Origin of the sequence: Flintibacter porci (assembly GCF_041925195.1) — a bacterium.
Lineage (GTDB): Bacteria > Bacillota > Clostridia > Oscillospirales > Oscillospiraceae > Lawsonibacter > Lawsonibacter porci.
In genome coordinates this window covers 42,329-65,194 of the sequence record NZ_JBHEVB010000011.1, presented here as the reverse complement: position 1 = coordinate 65,194, position 22,866 = coordinate 42,329, and the positions used below count along the sequence as shown (strand labels likewise).

Annotated in this window: 16 protein-coding genes, 4 tRNA genes and 1 pseudogene; 15 read left to right on the top strand and 6 right to left on the bottom strand. The window is 55.7% G+C overall.

Going from position 1 to position 22,866, the window contains the following annotated elements; genetic code table 11:
* Positions 1-19 precede the first annotated feature (19 nt).
* The 4 genes from ACEVJL_RS12275 to ACEVJL_RS12260 all read left to right on the top strand — a co-directional run bounded on the left by ACEVJL_RS12275 (position 20) and on the right by ACEVJL_RS12260 (position 4,043).
* On the top strand, positions 20-529 hold the full coding sequence (locus ACEVJL_RS12275) for a TRAP transporter small permease (RefSeq protein ID WP_008982816.1): 510 nt from the start codon (positions 20-22) through the stop codon (positions 527-529).
* On the top strand, positions 526-1,809 hold the full coding sequence (locus ACEVJL_RS12270) for a TRAP transporter large permease (RefSeq protein ID WP_374738036.1): 1,284 nt from the start codon (positions 526-528) through the stop codon (positions 1,807-1,809). Before ACEVJL_RS12275 ends, ACEVJL_RS12270 begins: the two co-directional genes overlap by 4 nt.
* 220 nt (positions 1,810-2,029) lie before the next feature.
* Complete coding sequence (locus ACEVJL_RS12265) at positions 2,030-2,347, top strand: rhodanese-like domain-containing protein (RefSeq protein WP_110441322.1); 318 nt, start codon at positions 2,030-2,032, stop codon at positions 2,345-2,347.
* A gap of 1 nt (position 2,348) precedes the next feature.
* Positions 2,349-4,043 carry an FAD-dependent oxidoreductase gene (locus ACEVJL_RS12260; RefSeq protein ID WP_374738035.1) on the top strand — a complete coding sequence of 565 codons (1,695 nt, stop codon included), beginning with the start codon at positions 2,349-2,351 and terminating at the stop codon, positions 4,041-4,043.
* Between the two features lie 96 nt (positions 4,044-4,139).
* Here ACEVJL_RS12260 and ACEVJL_RS12255 read toward each other — a convergent pair.
* A tRNA-Leu gene (locus ACEVJL_RS12255) sits at positions 4,140-4,226 on the bottom strand.
* Between the two features lie 96 nt (positions 4,227-4,322).
* Positions 4,323-4,574: a hypothetical protein gene (locus ACEVJL_RS12250; RefSeq protein WP_302667416.1), complete on the bottom strand. Its 252-nt coding sequence runs from the start codon at positions 4,572-4,574 to the stop codon at positions 4,323-4,325.
* Between the two features lie 247 nt (positions 4,575-4,821).
* Here ACEVJL_RS12250 and ACEVJL_RS12245 point away from each other — a divergent pair.
* The 11 genes and pseudogenes from ACEVJL_RS12245 to ACEVJL_RS12195 all read left to right on the top strand — a co-directional run bounded on the left by ACEVJL_RS12245 (position 4,822) and on the right by ACEVJL_RS12195 (position 16,227).
* Positions 4,822-6,013: pseudogene (locus ACEVJL_RS12245) on the top strand (dicarboxylate/amino acid:cation symporter).
* Positions 6,014-6,170: 157 nt separating this feature from the next.
* Entirely contained in the window at positions 6,171-7,757 is a 1,587-nt protein-coding gene (locus ACEVJL_RS12240) for an amidohydrolase (RefSeq protein ID WP_374738034.1), read from the top strand.
* A 17-nt stretch (positions 7,758-7,774) separates the two neighbouring features.
* Positions 7,775-8,338, top strand: a complete 564-nt coding sequence (locus ACEVJL_RS12235; protein WP_110441318.1) for an HdeD family acid-resistance protein — start codon at positions 7,775-7,777, stop codon at positions 8,336-8,338.
* A complete protein-coding gene (locus ACEVJL_RS12230) occupies positions 8,331-8,675 on the top strand; it encodes a hypothetical protein (protein WP_110441317.1) in 345 nt (114 codons plus the stop codon). The genes ACEVJL_RS12235 and ACEVJL_RS12230 overlap by 8 nt, the downstream gene beginning before the upstream one ends.
* Positions 8,676-8,831: 156 nt before the next feature.
* The gene (pgeF, locus tag ACEVJL_RS12225; RefSeq protein WP_374738033.1) at positions 8,832-9,647 is read left to right on the top strand and encodes a peptidoglycan editing factor PgeF; all 816 of its coding nucleotides are present in this window, start codon (positions 8,832-8,834) and stop codon (positions 9,645-9,647) included.
* Between the two features lie 14 nt (positions 9,648-9,661).
* Positions 9,662-11,167: an ABC transporter substrate-binding protein gene (locus ACEVJL_RS12220; protein ID WP_020990027.1), complete on the top strand. Its 1,506-nt coding sequence runs from the start codon at positions 9,662-9,664 to the stop codon at positions 11,165-11,167.
* A gap of 33 nt (positions 11,168-11,200) precedes the next feature.
* Positions 11,201-14,881 carry a phosphoribosylformylglycinamidine synthase gene (locus ACEVJL_RS12215; RefSeq protein ID WP_374738032.1) on the top strand — a complete coding sequence of 1,227 codons (3,681 nt, stop codon included), beginning with the start codon at positions 11,201-11,203 and terminating at the stop codon, positions 14,879-14,881.
* Positions 14,882-15,059: 178 nt separating this feature from the next.
* Entirely contained in the window at positions 15,060-15,743 is a 684-nt protein-coding gene (locus tag ACEVJL_RS12210) for a beta/alpha barrel domain-containing protein (RefSeq protein WP_325207833.1), read from the top strand.
* A 195-nt stretch (positions 15,744-15,938) separates the two neighbouring features.
* Positions 15,939-16,015: transfer RNA gene (locus ACEVJL_RS12205), tRNA-Met, on the top strand.
* A gap of 39 nt (positions 16,016-16,054) precedes the next feature.
* Positions 16,055-16,129: transfer RNA gene (locus ACEVJL_RS12200), tRNA-Glu, on the top strand.
* 22 nt (positions 16,130-16,151) lie between these two features.
* Positions 16,152-16,227 (top strand) — tRNA-Val (locus tag ACEVJL_RS12195).
* A gap of 124 nt (positions 16,228-16,351) precedes the next feature.
* Here the strand turns inward: ACEVJL_RS12195 and ACEVJL_RS12190 are convergent.
* From ACEVJL_RS12190 to ACEVJL_RS12175, 4 genes are all read right to left on the bottom strand, one after another.
* The gene (locus ACEVJL_RS12190; protein WP_374738031.1) at positions 16,352-17,482 is read right to left on the bottom strand and encodes a site-specific integrase; all 1,131 of its coding nucleotides are present in this window, start codon (positions 17,480-17,482) and stop codon (positions 16,352-16,354) included.
* Between the two features lie 74 nt (positions 17,483-17,556).
* Complete coding sequence (locus ACEVJL_RS12185; protein WP_374738030.1) at positions 17,557-17,751, bottom strand: helix-turn-helix domain-containing protein; 195 nt, start codon at positions 17,749-17,751, stop codon at positions 17,557-17,559.
* Positions 17,741-18,661, bottom strand: coding sequence for a tyrosine-type recombinase/integrase (locus ACEVJL_RS12180; protein WP_374738029.1), 921 nt, complete (start codon positions 18,659-18,661; stop codon positions 17,741-17,743). The genes ACEVJL_RS12185 and ACEVJL_RS12180 overlap by 11 nt, the downstream gene beginning before the upstream one ends.
* Positions 18,662-19,825: 1,164 nt before the next feature.
* Positions 19,826-22,717: a sigma-54-dependent transcriptional regulator gene (locus tag ACEVJL_RS12175; protein WP_374738028.1), complete on the bottom strand. Its 2,892-nt coding sequence runs from the start codon at positions 22,715-22,717 to the stop codon at positions 19,826-19,828.
* Positions 22,718-22,866: the final 149 nt, after the last annotated feature.

The following is a 22,866-nucleotide window of genomic DNA, read 5'->3' as shown; positions in this document are numbered from 1 at the left end:
AGTCTGAGGAGGGGAGTCAATGGAACGTAAAAAAAGCCCGCTGAGCAAGTTCTTTGACGTCATCGATATCATGGAGGATATCCTGTGCGGCGGGACGTTGGTTTGCCTTTTGTTTGTAGTACTGCTCCAGGTGGGTAGCCGCCTGGTGGGAATTACCCTCAACTGGACAGAAGAGACAACTCGTTTCTTCTTCCTGTGGATGATGTTCCTGGCGGTGGCCGCCGGCTTTAACCGGGCAGAGTCCTCCCGTGTGGTGGTGCTGGTTCAGGTTCTGCCCCGGCCGATCCAGATGCTGTGTACTGTGCTGTATTATGTGGTTTCCATTGCCTTCTTTATCTTTATGGCCTATTACGGCTTTGAACTGACCATGCAGAAGTTCGCGTTCAATGAAATGGCCACTGCGATTGCCATTCCTATGGGTGCGATTATGATTTGTGTGCCCCTGTGCGGCGTGTTGGGCGTGATTGGAACCATCCAGAGCTTTTTGGAGTATCCTCACAAAGTTGAGATTGGAGGCGGAAAGAAATGAGTGTAGCGCTGCTGATTATTTTCCTGGGCTTGATGGCCTTGGGTGTGCCCATTGCCATTTCTTTGGGCGCCGCCTCTGTTATCGTGCTGATTACTATGGGCGATATGCCTCTGACCATGGTCATCCAGCTGATGTACACCTCCATGAACAGCTTCGTCATGGTGGCTGTGCCTCTGTTCATCCTGGCCGGCTCCCTTATGGATGAGGGCGGTATCGCCGATAAGATCTACGATCTGGCGGACTCCTGCGTAGGCTGGATCTACGGCGGCCTGGGTCATGTGTCTGTGTTGTGTAATATCATCTTCGGCGCCATGTCCGGTTCCTCTGTGGCGGCTGTGGCTTCCATTGGTAAGATGAGCATCAACGCCATGGCCAAGAAGGGCTATCCCAAGGAGTATGGCGTAGGAATCAACCTGGCCGGTTGTATGCTGGCCTCTGTTATCCCGCCCAGCATTCTGATGATCGTAGCCGCTTCCACCGCCGGCATCTCCATTGGCCAGGCTCTGATGGCCGGCATGGTTCCCGGTATTTTTATCGGCGTGGCCTTCATGGTATATAACTATATCCACTGCAAGGTGACCGGCATTGGTGAGAAGAGCACATTTAGCGCACGTCGTCTGGTGAAGTCCTTCATCAGCGCTGTCCCTGCCCTGATGGTCCCTGTGATTCTGCTGACCGGTATGTACAGCGGCATTTATACTCCTACCGAGGGCGCCGGCATTGCCGTGGCTTACGCCGTGCTGGTTTCCATCTATGTGTATAAGCGCCTGAAGTGGGCGGATATCCCCCGCATCATTGCCAAGAATGCCCGTCAGACCGGTACCATCCTGTTTATCGCTATTACCGCCAAGCCTGCAGGCCAGATCTTCGAACTGGACGGTCTGCCCACCAAGCTGGCCAACTTCATCCTGGGCATTTCCGATAACCAGCTAGTTATCATGTTTGCTCTGTTTGCTTTCCTGATCGTTGTGGGCATGTTTATGGACGCTACTGCTGCCATCTACATTCTGGTGCCCATCCTGCTGCCTGTGGTCAAGCAGCTGGGCGTGGAGCCTTTGTTCTTCGTGGTGTTCCTGGTTATTGCTCTGAGCTTTGGCCTGATCACTCCTCCTGTGGGTGTGTGTCTGTATGCGGCAGAGAATGTTACCGGCATTCCCTTTGAGACGGTGGTCAAATCGGTTGTTCCCTGGCTGTTCCTCACCGTGGGCATCCTGTCGGTACTTATTATTTTCCCGCAGATTATCACCGGACCTATTGCGTTGATGTTCCCTAACGGCTGACAAAGAACAGATTTACACATGATAAAAGCCGACTTGTGAAAACAAGTCGGCTTTTTTATGTTTAGACAGTAAATCACTTATGTAATAAAGTCACAGAACTCTGTCCTGTCGCAAGATATAATACAGACAAAGAAAGCAATCAGAGAGATGTACTTCATACCCAATATCTTAAAAATGGCACAGAGGCATCATCCACAAGTATAACAGGAGGCAATAAAAGATGGGAATATTTGATTTTTTAATGGGACCGGACATCAATCAGGGAATTGAGGAATACCATGCGACCCAGGGAGCGGTCCTGCTGGATGTGCGTACCCCTGAGGAATACCGGCAGGGACATATTCCGGGCAGCAAGAACATCCCCTTGTATGTGATAAACAAGGCAGAGGAAGTGATTTCTCTGGACACCCCGCTGTTTGTTTACTGTCACAGCGGAGCAAGAAGCCGGGAGGCGGTCTCCATGCTGGAGAGAATGGGATATACCAGAGTGAAAAACATTGGCGGGATTACCGCATATAAAGGAGAGGTGGAGAGATAGGATGAAGGTCGTTATCGTAGGGGGCGTAGCGGGAGGAGCCACCGCTGCGGCTCGTATCCGCCGGTTGGACGAGCAGGCGGAAATCGTGGTCTTTGAGCGTTCCGGTTATGTTTCCTATGCCAACTGCGGTCTGCCCTACTACATCGGTGGGGTGATTGAAGATCCGGAGGAATTGACCCTTCAGACTCCAGAGAGCTTCTTTTCCCGTTTCCGGGTGGATATGCGAGTACACCATGAGGTGATGGCCATCCATCCGGAACGCAAGTGCGTCTCGGTGCGCAACCTGGAGAGCGGGGCGGAGTTTGAAGAGTCCTATGACAAGCTGCTGCTCTCTCCCGGAGCGCGCCCTGCTCAGCCTAAACTGCCTGGAGCGGGAATGGAGAAGATCTTTACCCTGCGGACGGTGGAAGATACGTTCCGCATCAAGAATTACATCCAAAATGCGCACCCCAAGTCGGCTGTGTTGGCTGGAGGCGGGTTTATCGGACTGGAATTGGCGGAGAACCTGCGGAAGCTGGGGATGGAAGTCACCATTGTGCAGCGGCCCAAACAGCTGATGAACCCCTTCGACCCGGATATGGCCGCGCTGCTCCACAACGAGGCACGCCGGCACGGCGTCAAGCTGGCTCTGGGGCATTTAGTAGAGGGCTTTGAGGAAAAGAATGGGGGAGTGGATGTACTGCTGGCGGATGCCGCTCCCCTGCATGCCGACATGGTGGTGCTGGCCATCGGTGTGACCCCCGACTCTCATCTGGCAAAAGAGGCGGGGCTGGAGCTGGGCGTCAGGGGCAGCATTTTGGTCAACGACCGGATGGAGACCTCCGTTCCCGACATCTATGCGGTGGGCGACGCGGTTCAGGTCAAACATTTTGTCACCGGGGAGGATACGCTGATTGCTCTGGCCGGTCCTGCGAACAAGCAGGGGCGCATTGCCGCCGATAACATCTGCGGAGGCGATAGCCGGTATGCCGGCTCTCAGGGCAGCAGCGTGATCCAGGTCTTTGATCTCACCGCCGCCGTTACCGGAATCAATGAGACCACGGCCCAAAGACTGGGAATTCAGGCGGATACGGTCGTTCTCTCGCCGATGAGCCACGCAGGATATTACCCCGGCGGAAAGCTGATGACCATGAAGGTGGTCTTTGAGAAGGGGAGCGGCCGCCTGTTGGGCGCCCAGATCGTAGGCTATGACGGGGTGGATAAACGCATTGACGTATTGGCCACTGCGATCCGGGCAGGACTGAACGGGATGCAGTTGAAGGAACTGGACCTAGCCTATGCGCCGCCGTACTCCTCCGCCAAGGACCCGGTCAATATGGCGGGATTTATGATTGAAAATATTGTAAATGGCCTGGTAAAACAGTTCCATATGGAAGATCTGGAGCGCCTTCCCCGGGATGGCAGTGTGACGCTGCTGGATGCGCGGACCAGAGAGGAATTTGCACAGGGAAGTGTAGACGGCTTTGTCAACATCCCGGTGGATGAACTGCGGGAACGCTTGGGAGAGATCGCTCCCGGTAAACCGGTCTATGTGATGTGTCAGAGCGGCCTGCGCAGCTACGTTGCCTGCCGTATTCTGGCCGGAAACGGCTTTGACTGCTGGAATTTCTCCGGTGGGTTCCGGTTTTATGATGCTGTGACCCAGGACCGATGCCTGATCGAGCAGGCCTATGCCTGCGGTATGGATCGCAGCTGAGATGCTTGTAACAAAGAAAAAGCAGGGCACCTTCGGGTGCCCTGCTTTTGAAAATCAGAGAAAAACAAAAAGGACATCCGTTGGATGTCCTTTTTGTGGTGCGCGAGGCGGGAGTCGAACCCGCACGCCCTTGCGAGCACTGGCACCTGAAGCCAGCGAGTCTACCAATTCCACCACTCGCGCGTGGGTTGGAACTGCGCTTTGTTCAGCGCGGGATTTATAATAGCATAGGGGAATGGGAATGTCAAGGGGTTTTTCAAAAAAGTTTTCCGCTGAAATTTAATCCAGCTTTTCTCCGCAGTGGGGGCAGTAGGAGGTCCAGAGACACCGCAGGGGAAGAGCGTGCCTGCAGTAGGGACAGCGCACGGCAAAAAAAGAAAAGGCAAGTCCGGCAAAGGGAACCGCGCCCGCCAGCAGGGAGAGAGGGTGCAGGGGCTCTGTGCCAAAGCAAATACAGGAGATGCCAAAAAGAATACAGCCCAGTAGAATGATCCCGTGGCTGAGCAGACGGTTGAGATTGGGGCCTTTCATAACCATCCTCCGAAAATAAATGATTGATTTTTACCATATACCTGTCAGTGGAGGAGGCGCAACCGGCTGGAAATCAAATGTGTGTAAAATTTAAAGTAGGCCTGGCCGGGGGAGAGGATTACGCACTTGAGAGGATGACGAGAATATGGTATGATAAGTACAATGCAGCGCGGGGAAGTGTGTGCCCCTCAGGCTGCGGTACGCCCCAGGCTTCGGCCTGAAAAAACTGGGGAATAGGAGTGTTGGTATGAAAAAATTGACGAGCAGTCTGCCCTTCCGGCTCTTGATCGGCGTGATCGTGGGCATTGTGGTGGGCCTGGTGGCGAATGCCACTGTGATACAGGTCATTCTCACCATCAAAGAATTGCTGGGTTCTCTGATCAACTTCTGCGTGCCCTTAATTATCATCGGATTTATTGCCCCCTCCATTACCCGCCTGAAGAGCAATGCCTCCCGGATGCTGGGTCTGGCTCTGGTACTGGCGTACAGCTCTTCCGTGTGTGCGGCCCTCATGTCCATGGAAGCGGGCTTTGCCATTATCCCCAGCCTCTCCATCCAGTCGGCGGCTGAGGGACTGCGGGATACTCCCGAACTGCTGTTTACCCTGGCCATTGATCCCATCATGAGCGTCATGTCCGCTCTGGTATTCTCTGTGCTGGTGGGTCTGGCGGCTACCTGGGCCAAGGCGGATACCATTACCAACGTACTGGAGGAGTTCCAGCGCATTGTGCTGGATATCGTCACCCGGGTAATCATTCCCATTCTGCCCTTCTTCATTGCCGGTACTTTTGCCGGCCTGGCTTATCAGGGCTCCATTACCAAGCAGCTGCCCGTCTTCCTTATCGTGATCCTTATTGTTATGGTGGGTCACTATATCTGGCTGGGCTGTACTGTATGGCCTGGCCGGGGCCTATTCCGGGGAAAATCCCTGGGAGGTGCTGCGGTACTATGGCCCCGCTTATCTTACTGCAGTAGGAACCATGTCCTCCGCGGCTACCCTGGCGGTGGCGCTGCGGGGCGCCAAGAAGTCCAAGGTGCTGCGCCAGGATCTGGTGGATTTCGGCGTACCCCTGTTTGCCAACATTCACCTGTGCGGCTCGGTGCTCACTGAGGTGTTCTTTGTGATGACTGTATCCCAGGTGCTCTATGGCAAGCTGCCTTCTCTGGGCACCATGGTCCTCTTCTGCTTCCTGCTGGGCATTTTCGCCGTGGGTGCTCCCGGTGTGCCCGGCGGTACGGTCATGGCATCTTTGGGCCTCATTGTCAGTGTGTTGGGATTTGACAACACCGGCACCGGTCTGATGATGACTATCTTTGCCCTTCAGGACAGCTTTGGCACCGCCTGCAACGTCACCGGCGACGGCGCCCTCACCCTGATGCTCACCGGCTATGCTAAGAAGCACAATATCCAAGAGGTCAAAAATACAGACGTCCTTTAAACACACAAAAGCGTCCGGCAAAAGCCGGACGCTTTTTGCATAGGGAAGGCTTAGAAGCGAAAACTAACCGCAAACGCACTGTTCATATTTATGCCCTTGAAGGGGGCGGAAAAGGATGATACAATCACCCCAAAGACGGAGAAAACGAGGTGTGAATATGGCACAAAGCATCTATTTCGGCGGTCCTATCCTGACCATGGAGGAGCCGCTGTATGCCCAGGCCCTGGTGGAAGAGAACGGCGTCATCCGCTATGTGGGTCAGCTGGAGCAGGCCCTGGAGCTGGCAGGCCCTCAGGCCCGGAAGGTGGACCTGGAGGGACGGTGCCTGATGCCCGCGTTTCTGGACCCCCACAGCCACTTTATGGCCTGTGCCAATTCCTTGCTCCAGGTGCAGTTGGGGGAGTGCGCCGACCAGGAGGAGCTCTGCCGGCGGCTGGGCGAGTTTGTCCAGCGGGAGGAACTCCAGCCTGGAGAGTGGGTGCGCGGCACCGGCTATGACCAGAATGATCTGGCTCAGGGATGTCCGCCGGACCGCTGGATGCTGGACCGGGCCTGTCCGGACCACCCGGTGGTCATTCAGCACGCCTCAGGTCATGTAGGAGTATTTAACTCCCGAGCCATGGAACTGCTGGGGGTGGATGAAAATACCCCTTGCCCTCAGGGCGGCGTGATGGAGAAGGACGACCAGGGGCGGCTCACCGGCTATATGGAGGAAAACGCCTTTTTGAGTCTGCTGCAAAAGGTGCCCATGCCCGATTTGAAGGATTTGATGGACGCCTTGGTCCGGGCTCAGGACCGGTATGCCTCCTACGGCATCGCCACGGTGCAGGATGGCATGTTCATGGACGCCATGCTTCCCCTTTACCAGGCTATGCTGGCGCAGAAGATTCTGAAGTTGGATGTGGTGGCCTATGCCGATCCCCGGGACTGCAAAAACATCATGGAGCAGTTTGGCGACCGGGTGGGGCACTACAAGGATCATGTGAAAATCGGTGGTGACAAGATCTTTTTGGACGGCTCTCCCCAGGGACGCACCGCCTGGATGTGCCAGCCCTATGCGGGGGAGAGCGACTACCGGGGCTACCCCACTCTCACCGATGAGCAGGTGTATGAGCGGATGAAAAGCGCTTTGGAGCGGGATGTGCAGCTCCTGGCCCATTGCAATGGCGACCGGGCGGCGGAACAGTATCTGTCCGTCATGGAGCGCCTGGAGCGGGAGACCGGACGGCGGCTGCGCCGGCCGGTGATGATCCATGCCCAGCTGGTGGGACGGGACCAGCTCCCCCGGCTTAAAGCACTGGGGATGATTCCCTCCTTCTTTGTGGCCCATGTGTATCACTGGGGAGAGGTCCATGTAAAGAACTTTGGCCTGGAGCGGGCAGAGCACATCAGTCCCGCCGGTACAGCCTGCGCCCTGGGGATTCCGTTCACCTTCCACCAGGACTCCCCGGTGATCCAGCCCAACATGATGGAGACTGTGTGGTGTGCGGTAAACCGCCGTACCAAGACGGGCCGCCTGCTGGGGGAGGAGGAGCGGATCTCCACCCTGGAGGCGCTGAAGGCGGTAACGGTCTATGCCGCCTACCAGTATTTTGAGGAGGACCGGAAGGGTTCCTTGGCTGTGGGCAAGGCGGCGGATTTTGTCATTCTGGGGCAGGATCCTCTGACGGCTGACCCCATGGCGCTGCGGGATATCCCGGTGCTGGAGACCATCAAGGACGGCCGGACGATCTGGCCGTGTTAGAGAAAGAGAGGAAAAACATGAAAAATATTTTACGTCAGCAGCGGCGCAGCAGTATGGTGGCTGCTGTGGTGACCATCTTGATGGGCGTGCTGCTCATCTTTGTTCCCAACCGTTCGGCTCAGCTTCTGTGTGCCCTGCTGGGAGGTGCTCTGGTGCTGACGGGGGTCATCTACATCTTCGGCTGGCTTTCCAAGCGGCGGGAGAGCGACTTCCCGGTTTGGTTTCTTCTGCCGGGTGTGATCCTGACGGCGTTGGGGCTGTGGCTGTTTACCAACCCTGCCTCGGTGATTGTGCTGATTCAGTATATCTTTGCCGCCATTTTGATTTTCCATGGCGTGATCGACCTGCAGGGAGCGGTGAGCCTCATGCGCCAGGGCTGGGAGCGCTGGTGGATGGATCTGCTGCTGGCAGGCCTTACGCTGGTGCTTGGCATTTTGATTTTGCTCAACCCCTTTGGCGCCTCCGGAGTGCTGATGATGACCATCGGGATCTCGCTGGTCTTTGATGGCGTGAGCGACCTGGTGCTCATCCACCGTCTCACCAAGGCCTTCCGGCAGACGGACGGGGACTGGTATGAGTGAGCTGCGGGAGGTCAATCTGGAGCACGGTATGCCCACGGTCCAGACGGCGCTGAGCCAGCTTGCCCTGGAGCTGCGCCGCACCCGCTCCATGGGCTGTACCGGCCTGAAGATCATCCACGGTTACGGCTCTTCGGGCAAGGGCGGCAAGATCCGTGTCCAGGCCCGCAGCCGCCTGGCGCGGATGAAGGGGGCAGGGGAGATCCGGGACTATATCCCGGGAGAGGAATTTTCTATTTTCAACTCTGCCACCCTGGCGGCCTTCCGACGCTGCGGCGCCCTGCGAAAGGACCCGGATCTGGAGCGGCACAACAATGGGGTGACCATCATCCTGCTGTGAAGGGCGCTTTGGTATATCCGCGGCTATTTTCTTTCTGGAGACAGGTACATTTCTCTCTTGTAACGGGTTGTCAGCGTGGATATTTTGGGATACAATAAAACTCTATTGGAATTGGAGCGCGGCTTTGGCCGCTATGGACCGTAAGGAGGGAACGCTGTGGAAGTCACTCAAAAGGAGCGCCATGGCGTCCTTTTTTATTCCTGTGATGAGATGGAGAAGGCGGGCTTTGCCCACGGCTTTTCCACCCGGGTGGGAGGCGTGTCTCCCGCTCCCTGGGACAGCCTGAACCTGGGTGCCGGCCGGGGAGACGAGCCCGAGCGGGTGAGTGAGAACTTCCGCCGGCTCTGCCGTGCCATCGGGGCCGATCCGGACACCTTGGTGAAGAACCATCAGATCCACTCGGACGTTGTGCGTCAAGTGGGGTGGGGCGATCAGGTTTCTTTCCCGGGCGAGGGCGGCCAGATGGAGGCCGACGGTCTGATCACAGGGGAAAAGGGACTGAGTCTTTGTATTTTTACCGCCGACTGCATCCCGGTACTGCTGTGCGACCCGGTAAAGCGGGTGGCCTGTGCCGTACATGCAGGATGGCGGGGTACCGCACTGGGCATTGCCGCCCGGGGGGTGGAGCGGATGAAGAAGGACTACGGCTGCCGGGGGGAGGATATCCTGGCGGCCATTGGACCGGGAATCTCCACCTGCTGTTTTGAGACCCATGCCGATGTGCCCGATGGGCTGCGGGATGGGATGGGGGAGCGGGCGGAGGAATTTATCCACCCCATTCCCGAAAACCCCGAGAAATACCACGTGGATCTGAAAGGGGCCAACCGCCGCTGGCTGATGGACGCGGGAGTCGATCCCAGTCACATCGCCGTGTGCGAGGTGTGCACCGCCTGCCGGGGGGACCTGTTCTGGTCTCACCGCCGCCTGGGCGTGCGCCGGGGCAGTTTGGCCACGGTGATCCAGATCCGATGACTTAAGAGGTGTACATGAGACGATTTGGCATCCTGCTGCTGGCACTGGCGCTTTTGCTGGCCGGATGCGGGAACACGGGGGACGTGAGCAGCTCCTCCTCCGGCTCCCAGAGCTCCAGCAGCAGTTCTTCCTCTCAGGAGGAGCAGGAAAAGAATACACAGCCCTTTACGCTGGCGGCTTATCCCGCTTACAGCTTTCATCCGGCTCTGTCCACCAGTCAGGCCAATTTGACCCTGGCCCCGCTGCTGTACGAGAGCCTGTTTACGGTGGACAGCACCTTTACCGCCACACCTCAGCTGTGCCAGAGCTACACCGTCAGCGAGGACGGATTGACCTGGACCTTCCAGCTGCGCGCCGGAGTGACCTTTTCCGACGGCACGCCCCTTACCGGGGAGATCGTGGCCCAGGCCCTTCAGACGGCCAAGGACCCCGCTTCTCGCTACGCCAAACGGCTGGCCAATGTGAGCGGGGTGTCCGGCTCCGGAGAGCAGGTAACCATTACCCTAACGACCCCCAACGGGGCGCTGCCCACGCTGCTGGATATTCCTATCGCCCTGGACAGCTCCAACCGCCCCCTGGGGACAGGACCCTATGTTCTGTCGGAGCAGGGGGGAAAGCTGTACCTCAATGCCCGGGCGGACTGGTGGCAGGGAGCGGACAGCCTGAGTTTAAAACAGATCCCTCTGGCAACGATGACGCAGAAGGAGCAGGCGGCGACCGCGTTCAGCTCCGGTGAGGTGACGCTCATTGATGCGGATATTACCGGCAGCAATGAGCTGGGTTATTCCGGCAGCTACGAGGTGTGGGAATACAATACCACGGGCCTCATTTACCTTGGGTTCCAGACGGCTCATGGTGTGTGTCAGGACCCGGAGGTGCGCCAGGCCATTGCCAAAGCCATTGACCGCAGCTATGTGACGGACAGCGTCTATGCCCGCCATGCCACAGCGTCTACGCTGCCGGTCCACCCGGACAGCGCATTGTATGACGCGGAGCTGGCGCAGGAATTGGAGTATGACCTGTCTGCGCTTAAGGCCCTGGAGCTGAATCGAAAATCGCTGACTTTGCTTGTTAACATTGAGGATATGGCCAAGAGTGCCGCCGCCAACCGTATTGCTGAAGACCTGGAGTCGGCTGGACTGCGGGTGACCGTGGAGCGCTTGGCCTGGGAGGACTATGTCAAGGCGCTGGAGAGCGGGCAGTTTGATCTGTATCTGGCGGAGGTATATCTCACCGCGGATTTTGATCTGACTTCCTTGGTTTCACCTCAGGGCGAGCTGAACTACGGCAGGTGGAATGACGCAGCAGTGCCTCTCCTGCTGGAAAATGTGCGCAAGGCACAGGGAGAGCAGCGGGTCACCACCATGGCTACCCTGCTGCGCTACTTAAATCAGAACGCCCCCATCGCACCCATCTGTTTCCGGGAGGGAACAGTGCTGACCCAGTATGACCGGGTGGAGAATCTGAGCCCGGTACAGGGAAATGTGTTTTCCAATCTGTCCCAGTGGACGGTAAAATAAAAAAGAATTTGGATATCGTGTGGAGGAATGGACATGAGTGTTTACCGCTGTTATTCCGAGAAGAGACCGGGCTTTGATGTAGAGGCCCAGGGCCTGTGCCGCCAGCTGCGGGAGCAGCTGGGTGTGCAGGGGCTGAAGTCGGTTCGCATCCTGAACCGCTACGATGCCGACCGCATCGATCCCCAGGTCTATGAGGCCGCCAAGAGCGTGGTGTTCTCTGAGCCCCAGGTGGACGTGATCTATGACGAGCAGTTCCCTGCCCCTCAGGGGGAGGATCAGGTGCTGGCGGTGGAGGCCCTGCCCGGCCAGTACGACCAGCGGGCCGACTCCTGTGAGCAGTGCATCCAGCTCCAGTCCGGTGTGGACCGCCCCATCATTGCCACCGCCAAGGTGTACCTGCTGATGGGCACCATCAGCCAGGAGGATCTGGAGAAGATCCGCAAGTACCTCATTAACCCCGTGGAGAGCCGTGAGGCTTCCATGGACAAGCCTGAGACCCTGGAGCGCACCCACGCCGCTCCCGACCACGTGGACACCGTGGAGGGCTTTATTGCCATGGACGAGAAGGCTCTGGAGGACCTGCTGTCCCGTCTGGGTCTGGCCATGGACCTGGATGACCTGAAGTTCCTGCAGACTTACTTCCGGGACCAGGAGAAGCGGGATCCCACCATCACCGAGATTCGCGTGGTGGACACCTACTGGTCCGACCACTGCCGCCACACCACCTTCTCCACCCATCTGGACGAAATCACCATTGACGATCCCCAGATCGCCGCGGCTTACCAGCGGTATCTGGACGCCCGGGTGGAAGTGTACGGGGAGGAGAAGGCTGCCAAGCGTCCCCGCACCCTGATGGACGTGGCTACCATCGGTACCAAGACCCTGAAAAAGCGCGGCCTGCTGCCCGAGCTGGACGAGAGCGAGGAGATCAACGCCTGCTCCATCCATGTCCCCGCCAAGGTGGACGGCAAGGAGCAGGACTGGCTGCTCATGTTCAAAAACGAGACCCACAACCACCCCACCGAGATCGAGCCCTTCGGCGGCGCGGCCACCTGTATCGGCGGCTGTATCCGCGATCCCCTGTCCGGACGTGTCTATGTCCACCAGGCCATGCGCTTCACCGGCGGCGGCGATCCCCGTGTGCCCTTTGACCAGACCATTCCCGGCAAGCTGCCCCAGCGCAAGCTGGCCCAGACTGCCGCGGCGGGCTACTCCTCCTACGGCAACCAGATCGGCTTGGCCACCGGCCACGTGGCCGAGGTCTACCACGAGGGCTACATCGCCAAGCGTCTGGAGTGCGGCGCAGTAGTGGGTGCGGCTCCCGCCGACCATGTCCGCCGTGAGGTGCCCGCCCCCGGCGATGTGGTGATCCTGCTGGGCGGCCGTACCGGCCGTGACGGCATCGGCGGCGCCACCGGCTCCTCCAAGAGCCACAACATGAAGTCCCTGACCACCATGGCCTCCGAGGTCCAGAAGGGCAATGCCCCCGAGGAGCGGAAGATCCAGCGCCTGTTCCGCAACGGAGATGTCACCCGCCTCATCAAGCGCTGCAACGACTTCGGCGCGGGCGGCGTGTCCGTGGCCATCGGCGAGCTGGCCGACGGCCTGGAGATCGACCTGGACGCCGTGCGCAAGAAGTATGAGGGCCTGGACGGCACCGAGCTGGCCATCTCTGAGAGCCAGGAGCGTATGGCGGTGGTTGTCGCCCCTGAGGATGCGGAGAAGTTCATCGCCGCCGCCCAGAGCGAGAACCTGGAGGCCTATCAGGTGGCCGTGGTCACCGAGAGCCCCCGGATGGTTATGCACTGGAAGGGCCAGAAGATCGCCGATCTGTCCCGTGAGTTCCTGAACACCAACGGCGCGGTCAAGCACGCCAACCTCTGTGTGGAGAAGAAGGACCGTACCGCTCTGGCCCAGTCCTCCGTCCACTCCCTGAAGGAGCTGGCTGCCAGCCTGAAGAGTGCCTCCCGCCGCGGTCTTACTGAGCGCTTTGACGGTTCCATCGGCGCGGGCTCTGTCCTGATGCCCTTCGGCGGTAAGACTCAGCGCACCCCCGCTCAGGCCATGGCCTCTCTGTTCCCTGTGGAGCCCAATCAGGAGACCGACCAGGCCAGCGTGATGGCCTGGGGCTGTGATCCCGACCAGCTGTCTGTGGATCCCTATGCGGGCGCCCACAGCGCAGTCTATACCTCCATGGCCAAGATCGTGGCCGCCGGCGCTGACTACAAGAAGGCCTATCTCACCCTCCAGGAGTTCTTTGAGAAGCTGCGCAACGAGCCTCAGCGCTGGGGCAAGCCCTTCTCCGCCCTGCTGGGTGCTCTGGATGCTCAGCTGGAGCTGGGCGCTGCTGCCATCGGCGGTAAGGACTCCATGTCCGGTTCCTTCCTGGACAAGGATGTGCCCCCCACCCTCATCTCCTTTGCCATCGCTCCTATCCAGGGCCAGCAGGTCCTCTCTCCTGAGTTCAAGGCCGCCGATCACCCGGTGTACCTGTTCCGCTCCGAGGATACCAAGAGCGCCTGGGAAGCCTTCCACGCCCTGTGTGAGGCTGGCAAGGTAAAGGCCGCCTGGGCGGTGGAGAACGGCCTGGCCGAGGCGGTGATGAAGATGTCCTTCGGCAACCGGATCGGCTTCCAGGCGGGTATGGAGAACGTGGATTGGTACGTTCCCATGACCGGCGCCATTGTGGCTGAGCTGTCTGAGGACATTAACGATCCCTGCGCCGTCCGCATCGGTGAGACCAATGAGGCTCCCTTCGTGGCCCTGCCCGGCGAGGCCGTGTCCATTGACGAGCTGCTCAAGCTCAACGACGGCGTGCTGGAGAGCGTCTACCCCACCAAGGCGGGTTCCTCCGAAGAGGTGAAGGCCATCTCCTGGGACAAGCGGTCCATCGCCGTGTGCAAGCACAAGGTGGCCCGTCCCAAGGCGGTCATCCCCGTATTCCCCGGCACCAACTGTGAGTACGATACCGCTAAGGCCTGCCTGCGGGCGGGCATCGATCCGGAGATCGTTGTGGTGCGCAACCTGTCCACCAGCCTGCTGTCTGAGTCCGCTCAGGCCCTGGAGCAGGCCATCCGGTCCGCCCAGATGGTGGTGCTGCCCGGCGGCTTCTCCGGCGGCGACGAGCCCGAGGGCTCCGGCAAGTTCATTGCCTCCTTCCTGCGCTCTCCCGCCCTCACCGACGCCATCCACGACCTGCTGAAGAACCGGGACGGCCTGATGCTGGGCATCTGCAACGGCTTCCAGGCGCTGGTGAAGCTGGGCCTGGTGCCCTTCGGCGAGATTCGCGAGATGGATGACAGCTGCCCCACCCTGACCTATAACCTGATCGGCCGCCACCAGAGCCGCTATGTCACCACTCGCGTGGCCAGCGTCAACTCTCCCTGGATGATCAAGTCCAACGTGGGCGACTTGCACACCATCCCCATCTCCCACGGCGAGGGCCGCTTTGTGGCGCCTCAGAGCGTGCTGGAGCAGCTCATTGCGGGCGGCCAGGTGGCCACCCAGTACGTGGACCTGGAGGGCAATCCCTCTATGGATATCGACGTCAACCCCAACGGCTCTCTGGAGGCCATTGAGGGCATCTTCTCTCCCGACGGCCGTGTCTTTGGTAAGATGGGCCATCTGGAGCGCCGCGGTCCCCTGGTGGGCAAGAACATCCCCGGCGAGAAGCACCAGCCTCTCTTCGAGTCCGGTGCGGAGTATTTCAAATAATTCTCTTGCTTCAAGGCGCAGGCTTTGCCTGCGCCTTTTTTATATTAAGAAACCGCATGGCTAACAAAAAATTTACAAATGCTTCTACAACACGACGAGAAGGTGTGGTATAATATGCACAAAGCGGTTTGCGAAAAGAAACAGAAACGGTTATCGAACATGTCACGAGAAGGAGCGAATGTCTATGAAAACAATACCGGAGTATAGTGGTACTCTCCGCAGCCATCTGCTTACGGTTCCCAAGTGCATTTCCGAGTGCAGTGGGATCCGTATTTTTGGGCGGCGGATTAAATCTCTGGTTTTTTCTACCGATGTAGCCATTATCAAAAATGTAAATGCGGATGCCATTATTGCGGTTTATCCCTTTACGCCCCAGCCCTCCATTACCCAGGCCATCATCAGTGTCTCTGAGGTGCCTGTGTTTGTGGGAGTGGGCGGCGGTATGACCAACGGAGACCGCTCGGTGCGTCTGGCGGAGTACTCTGAGCATCAGGGTGCTTCCGGCGTGGTAGTCAACGCGCCCGTTACAAACGAGACCATTGCAAAGATGAAGCAGGTGGTGGATATCCCGGTCATTACCACCATTGTCTCGGGCGATATGGATATTGCCGGCCGCTTGGCGGCAGGAGCGGATATCCTAAACGTATCCGGCGCGGCCAAGACACCGGAGATCGTAGCCAAGATCCGGGCTGAATTCCCGGATGTGCCTATTATTGCTACCGGCGGTCCTAAGGAGGAGGATATCCTGCGTACCATTCAGGCGGGTGCCAATGCGATTACATATACGCCGCCTACCACCGGACAGCTGTTTTCCGAAATCATGATCAACCACCGCAAGAATTTCAGCAAGCAGCCCGGCTGATTCAGGTTTCATTTCTCGCCGCGCAAGTCCCCTCTTTCCTGGTTGGGAAAGAGGGGAGTGCGGGTGTTTTTTCGGCCGTGATGGGGCGGTTTTTTGCATGAAAAATTTTTTGAAGAAATTTTGAAAAAACCGTTGACAACCAGAGAGAAATCGGGTATACTCTCACTTGTCCTGTTCGAGAGGACAGCAAATCACGGCGGCATAGCTCAGTTGGCTAGAGCACTCGGTTCATACCCGAGTTGTCCCCGGTTCGAATCCAGGTGCCGCTACCATTCATAAAGTTCGGACATTGTCCGTTCCCATATAGCAACGGCCCGGTGGTCAAGCGGTTAAGACTCCGCCCTTTCACGGCGGCAACACGGGTTCGAGTCCCGTCCGGGTCACCACCAATTTTCAGCCGTTCAATATGGAGGCATAGCTCAGCCGGTAGAGCGTCCGCCTCACACGCGGAAGGTCACAGATTCGAGTTCTGTTGTCTCCACCAAGAAAAGTTCCGAAATCGTAAGGTTTCGGAACTTTTTCTTTTTCCTGCGCAACATTTTTCCGGAATCCCCGAGAATGTCTAACAGATTTCTAACAGGAGGAATCTTTCTCACGTTTTGGCGCAGTCAACGCCGCCTCGATGGAGTCTGCCATGTCCCGTTTGGCCGAGTAGAGAAAGTGGGAATAGATATTTGCCGTGGTCGAAATATCGCTGTGCCCCAGCCACCCCTGAATGTCCTGGATGTCCCGCCCGCGCTGTGGAGCAAGGTCGCCACGCTATGACGCAGATCATGGAACCGGATGTAGGGCAAACCGCTCTTTTTAATCATCCGCCGAAAATGCATGGAGACTGCGTTTGGCGTAAGCGGCGAACCATCCGCCGCTACGCAGACATACCCGCTGTCCACATAAGCCTCCCCCAGGAATGCTCGATTCTTTTCCTGCTGACACCGCACAGCCCTCAGGTACTGCGCCATGGATGTAGTCAGCGGTAGAGTCCGGCAACTGCTGCGGGTCTTGGTGGTGTCGGCATAGATCACACCGTCCTTGCTGCTCACCGCCGTGTGGCAAATGGAGATGGTCTTCTTCTCAAAGTCCACCGCATCCCAGCGCAGACCACATACTTCGCTACGGCGCAACCCATAAGTAGCAGTCAGTTGGATCAAGGTTTCCAAAGTATCTCCCCGAAAGAATTCCAGAAGCTGTCGGAGTTGCTCGGCGGAATAGACCGTTCCTTTAGGCTTGTGCTGCTTCTTGGGCAATACCACCCGGTCCGCCGGGTTGCGGTCGATGATGTCCAGCTGCAGCGCGTATTGCAGGCACTTATGGATGTTGGTGTGGTACTTGCGTACCGTGGCCGGCGATATTCCTCGCTGGATCTCCTGGTTGTAAAAACTTTGGATATGTCCAGGCGTCAGGCTGCGGAGTGTAACCTTTTGAAAGGCCGGGAATGGCGAAATCACATTCTTATAGACAGCCTTATACTGGTCCAGAGTGGTGCTACGGATGGAGTAGGCCTCCACCTCGTCCAGCCACTTGGACATAAACGGCAGGAAAGGCTGGTCCTCGCCGCTCAGGTGGTGTTTTTGCGCCTGCTGTGCCTTCTCCAATTCCTGCTTCAAAAAGGCTTCGGCTCGGCGTTTGTTTCCCTTCACCGGCAATCCCGTGGCGATCCACTTTTGCTTTCGTGTTTCCCCCTCATACCAAGAGAGAACCGCATAATATTTGTCTCGTTTAATCTGTAAGCTTCCTGTCATAAATACTCCTTTCTTCCGGAGCCATTCTGCCGTATCGTGCTGATACGGCAGAATGGCTTTTTCTGTTGGAACGGTCAACTGGCTTGCTCTAAAAATCGAACGACTTCCGATTTGGGAATTAAAATCTTTCTCCCTACACGAATGCTCCGGATGGTGCCGGAACGTACCAACTCATAGGCGGTGTTTCGCCCGATGTTGAGGATGGGCATCAGTTCTTCCACCCGGAGGGTCAGGGGAAGCTCATCAAAGGAGCGGTAATTACGAGTCATCCTTCTTACCTCCGTTGACAGAAGCCAGATAGATATTGGTCACATCCGCCCGCTCGTGGCCAAGCAGGCGGGAGACCTCATACCTGGCATCCAGAGGACTCTTGCCCTGCTGAAGCAGCTTGGTGTAAGTCTCAGAAGCATAGGTATGTCTCAGCCCATGGAAAGTCATGGGACGGTCGGAGTCTGGATTCTGAATCTCCTCTCGGTGATCACGAATAAACTGTTGGAGGCGATACATGGCGTAATCCGTATCCATTTCATCCGGCACTAACAGTTTGTGGCCTCGCTCTGTGCAGTTTAGCTGCTCCCGCAGGGCGATGGAGATTGGCTCGTTGATGGGAATGGTGCGGATTTTGCCACCCTTGCCTTTGATGGTAATGGCGTTTTTGCGAAGAGCGTCTTCCGCAGCAGCGGTATCCAGCCGGAAACACTCATGAATCCGCAGGCCGGCATAGCGGGCCAGATAGAGAGCAAGGATGTAGTCATACCGATTCTCTGCCAGGGCCTTGCCCAGCATACGGTTGAACTCCTCCTCGCTCCAGGAACGGTCCACGCCGCCGAAGCTGCGGCGCTCCAGCTTTACGGTCAGTTCGTCATTGGAGGGGAGGTCGTACTTTGCGTCGCTGATCTTGTCATGAAAAAAGCGGATGGCGGACAGGTCAGTCTTGATGGTGCTGGGGGATTTGCCCTCCTCCTGCATACGCAGGACATAGGCGGTCAGGTGCTTGCCGTTGATGTTGGCAAGTTTCTGCAGACGGTACTCGTCGGCCAAAAAGTAACAAAAGCGCCTCATGGCTTCGTAGTACCGTTCTTTGGTGCGGTAGCTTCCTTGGCGGTTGTGCCGGAAGATCTTGTCTAATTGGTCAATCAAGGGCTGTCGATTGCCTTTGGTATGGGTATGCATGGTCATATAGAATCGTCCTTTCAATATAAAAACCCATTTGGACGCAGCATACCCGTTGGCAAAGTTCGTCTGTTTCCGCCTGTTTTCCAGATGCTGACCGATCAGAGCAATGAACCAAAAGGACGAAACCTCTTGTGGTGCAAGGACTTTTGGGGACTGAGCATACCCCTAGACAGAAACTGTCTCTTTTAAAAAAGACCTGTTCAGTACGAATGCCGTATGGGGACAACTGACGTCCCTACCGCTGGTGAGCGGCAACGGCGAACACGGCCGATGGGAATCGGCTGCGGCAGAAAGGCCGCCTGTGTTCGTTTCCCCTCTGGCAAGGGGAATGGGTTTGAGTGAAACTCCGCGCTGCCGGGGCGCAGAGGACGCAGGCTGGCAGTCCTGGCGTCTGAATACAGAGGGCGGCCCCGGCGCTGCCAGACGCAGGGGTGATCGGCAGTCAAGACCGATCGGAACGAAACAAATTCACCAACCTTGTTCATAAAAATCTCCTTTCTTCCCACACTCTTTCGGAAGACAAATCCGAAGGATGTGTGCTGACGCACTGCGGGTCTAAAATCAAAAATAGGTACAAAAAAGCCTGAAAACGATTGTGTTTTCAGACGGATCCACACAGATTTACTTTTCATCCAAACGAGCGGGGCATGGTTGCCCATTCCCAAACGACATACCTGTAAAAAGGCACAACAACTACCGACAAAAATCGGTTCACAGCTTAACAAGTTCTGCAACGCAGAAGAATCATCTAATAAATACAAGACAAGAATACAGCAAGATCACAAACGTATCCATACTACCTAAAACTGCTTTCCTAACCAAAAAATGATTGTCACACAAACTGCCGAAGCATATATCGCTACAGGCTCACTAATTAACAAGGCCCATCCGGGGAAGTTCATCAAATAAATACAGCCCCATTCTACCGAAATAGAATGGGGCCGTCTATAATACCAAAATCTACTCGAGTTTCTGCAGATGACTATAGTATGTCAATATCATTGATGTTTTGAAGTAGTCCAGTACATGAAAAGCCAAACCAGCCGATAAGGTACGTATTTCCAAATCCGCATTATCAAATTAGCAATATACAAAAAATGCCGGAATATTTATACAAAAATATTCCGGCAAGCACCTTTCATTTAGTTGATTTGTACATCTATTGTGCTATAATGCATTTTCTCCTCGTTCTGGTAATACAATCAGCAAATAGCACACCTCGGACTCCAGCATTCGAATCTTCAATCGGTAGGCTGCTGAGGTTGTAACGGAATACAACAGATTGAAATCTTCTCTTCTGTTTGTTTTCACCAGTTCTGTTGCCTCCGACAGAGGTAGAACCTCTCCCGTTGCCAGACGATCAAACATGCAGATTATGTGCAGATACACTCGAGTCAGTGCTGTCACTGACAGTTGCGTCTGGCAGATTCTATTTTCAATCTCCCGCAGGATATAGCCGCACTGCGCAATTAGCTGATCAGCATCCAGCGAAGGCGCAAAATTCTGGATCCGGCTGTTGATTAACGCAATCACTTCCTTCCGTGAAAGCTCTCTGTTGGATAATTCCGGCGGCACCTGTCGATCGTTCCATCCCCGCAGAGTCAAATCGATTTCGCTAAGTCCCTGGTTGGTCAGCACCTTGCTCATCTCAAGGAAAGGTACATTCTCTAATCCCGGATTCACACTTCCGATAATTAAGCGCAACCGAGGCCCCAGCTGCTTGGCAACAGCAGCCACTTCCTCCATCACGCCCACTGGAATCACATCCATTGTTTTGGCCAAAGGCAGGTGCTCTAATAAAATCTCTCGCGCCCTGGCTGCTGCACCAATCCCGCTATGGCACACAGTCAATACCACATCCCGGTCTCCCTGACACAAATCTTCTTCCATTGGCTGCTTTGCAGAGTCCTCATCCAGTTTCAGCATCGTTCCGCAAATAAAATCTGTGTAGTCCTTATAATTATCCGTCGTAATATTAGCAACATCATCCAAATCCGCATCGCTGATCAGAACCAATTTTCCGGCCTCCAGAACCAGAGAATTACTGGCTCCGGGAATAATGCGGCACCGCACCCCGGTCTTTTCTTGAATATCCCGTTCCATCAACGGAAGTGAATCAATATCCCCCAGTACCAAAACACCAGTTCCTTGGTCAGCGCGCTGGATCAGTCGGCACAAATTCTCAAAAATTGCTTCTGGAGTCCATCCCAGAGGCACATCAAGCGCCTGAATGTGGTTTGTTGAAAAGACCCGATTTGCCACCTCTGCCATACCGGATGCCACCCCGCGGCCGTAAGCCGCCACCACGACCCCAATCCTCTTATGCCGAGCTGGAACCTGCTGTTGAGTCAAAAACATAGCCAGAAAGCCCACCTCATCCTCCGGAACTTCCACAGACAACTGCCGTGAAAGGTCAGAAAGCATTCCCCTAACCACATCCATCTCTAGAGGATATTGGGTCCTGATATAGGACAGATTTGGGTTATATACCACCTGACCCGCTTTGAGCCGCCAAATAAATTGCTGTAGGTGCATGGATAACGCAATGCTCAATCGATGAGGATAGTCACGTTTCAAGCTCCTTGATGCTTGGTCAATCAACTGCTCAGTCGCTTTCCAAACAACCGGTGTCACAATATTGGGGGCTCCCTGTTCCACTCCGCTTTCCTGTTCGGGAGCTGTCTTGGTTACCCGGTCATAATACCGTTCCAGCTCAAGGCGAATGGCATTTTCTAGGTCTCCCTGAGACAGTGCGGAGGATTTGTAACAGTCCAAGCGCGCCTCCACAAAATCGTACAAATCCATCGCAGAAGCATCGCTCCGTGACTGAAAGCTTTCCTGCTCCACGCCATCTAAGCGGATTAAAAGTCCCTTTTTCTGTCCTTTGGATAATAACTCCGGATTAGGAAGTGCTGAATAGGCTTTTTGTGGCAGATCATGAATTCCAATCGTGAGCATATGGGAACCGCCCTGATTTGCAGTACTGAGATATTCCAAGTAACTTTTGGCGCAAGCCAACTTAATGTCATTTTTTAAGCTCCCGACATTTTCCTTGCATTCATAGGAAATCAACAGCTGAGAAGCTTCTTCAGACAGCCAAATGGGAATTCCAAGACGATTCGCCTCTAATTTCAAAAAATGTCGAATCAATTCCAGACGTTCATTCGGTGGCCGCTCCGCCAAATTTGGCATCTGAATCACCACAGGAATCCGGCGCATAAATGTATTAAGAAGCACCTCTGAGGGACGCTCTGTAGTAGCGCCAATGATCATCACATTACTTTTTCGCTCGATGGTCTCCCCCAAACGGCGATATTTATTCTTATCCAGCAGCGTAAATAATAACTCCTGCCCCGTAGAAGCCAGTCGATGGATTTCATCCAGAAAGAGAACTCCTCCCTCTGCCTTTTCCACCATTCCGGGCTTATTTTCTGTAGCGCCGGAAAAGGAACCCTTAGCATGACCAAATAGCTGAGACAGCAACAGTTGCGGGTTCTCTGCATAATCAGCACAGCTGAACAAGACAAAGGGAGGCGTCTTTGAAGAATTCCCAAATGCACCTGTCTCCACTGCATAGCGCCACATTTCCTCTGCTAGCAGGCTTTTACCCACGCCGGATTCTCCAATGATCAATGTGTGTAACCCATTTGGCGGATAAGATACAGCTGCCTTTGCCAGTTGAATTTGAGCTTTGATGCTTCCTTCTGCCCCAATAATAGACTGGAAGGCTTTCGGGCTATTCTCTTTCTTTTCCTTAGATGCAGATAATATGTGAGGCTTAACATTTTTCGGAGTTTCGGGCACCTGTTCCGGACATCTTAAAACTTCTGCCTGTATCTCCTTGACCATTCCGGGCAGCAGGAACCTCACTGGTTTTTTCCCTATCTTTTCCAGTTCTCCGCTACGGCAGAGCTTATTCAAATCTGCAGATGCATCACTGCGTTGAATACCCAATGCCTTTGCAATGGCGGCTGCGTCGATTCCGGGCAGTTCCCCCGGAGACATCACATCCCGAACATGCTCTTTTACATATGCATATACTCGCTCTTGTCGATTCATCATCTTCCTCCTAAGCACGCCCTCACTACACATAGCCAACCAGTTCAGATGATTAGTAGTATAACAGAACACTTGGCTATTTTCAACTGCGCAGCACACTCGGCTGTTCCAGATAATCCCCAGACTACACCGCATCATAATTTATTCGC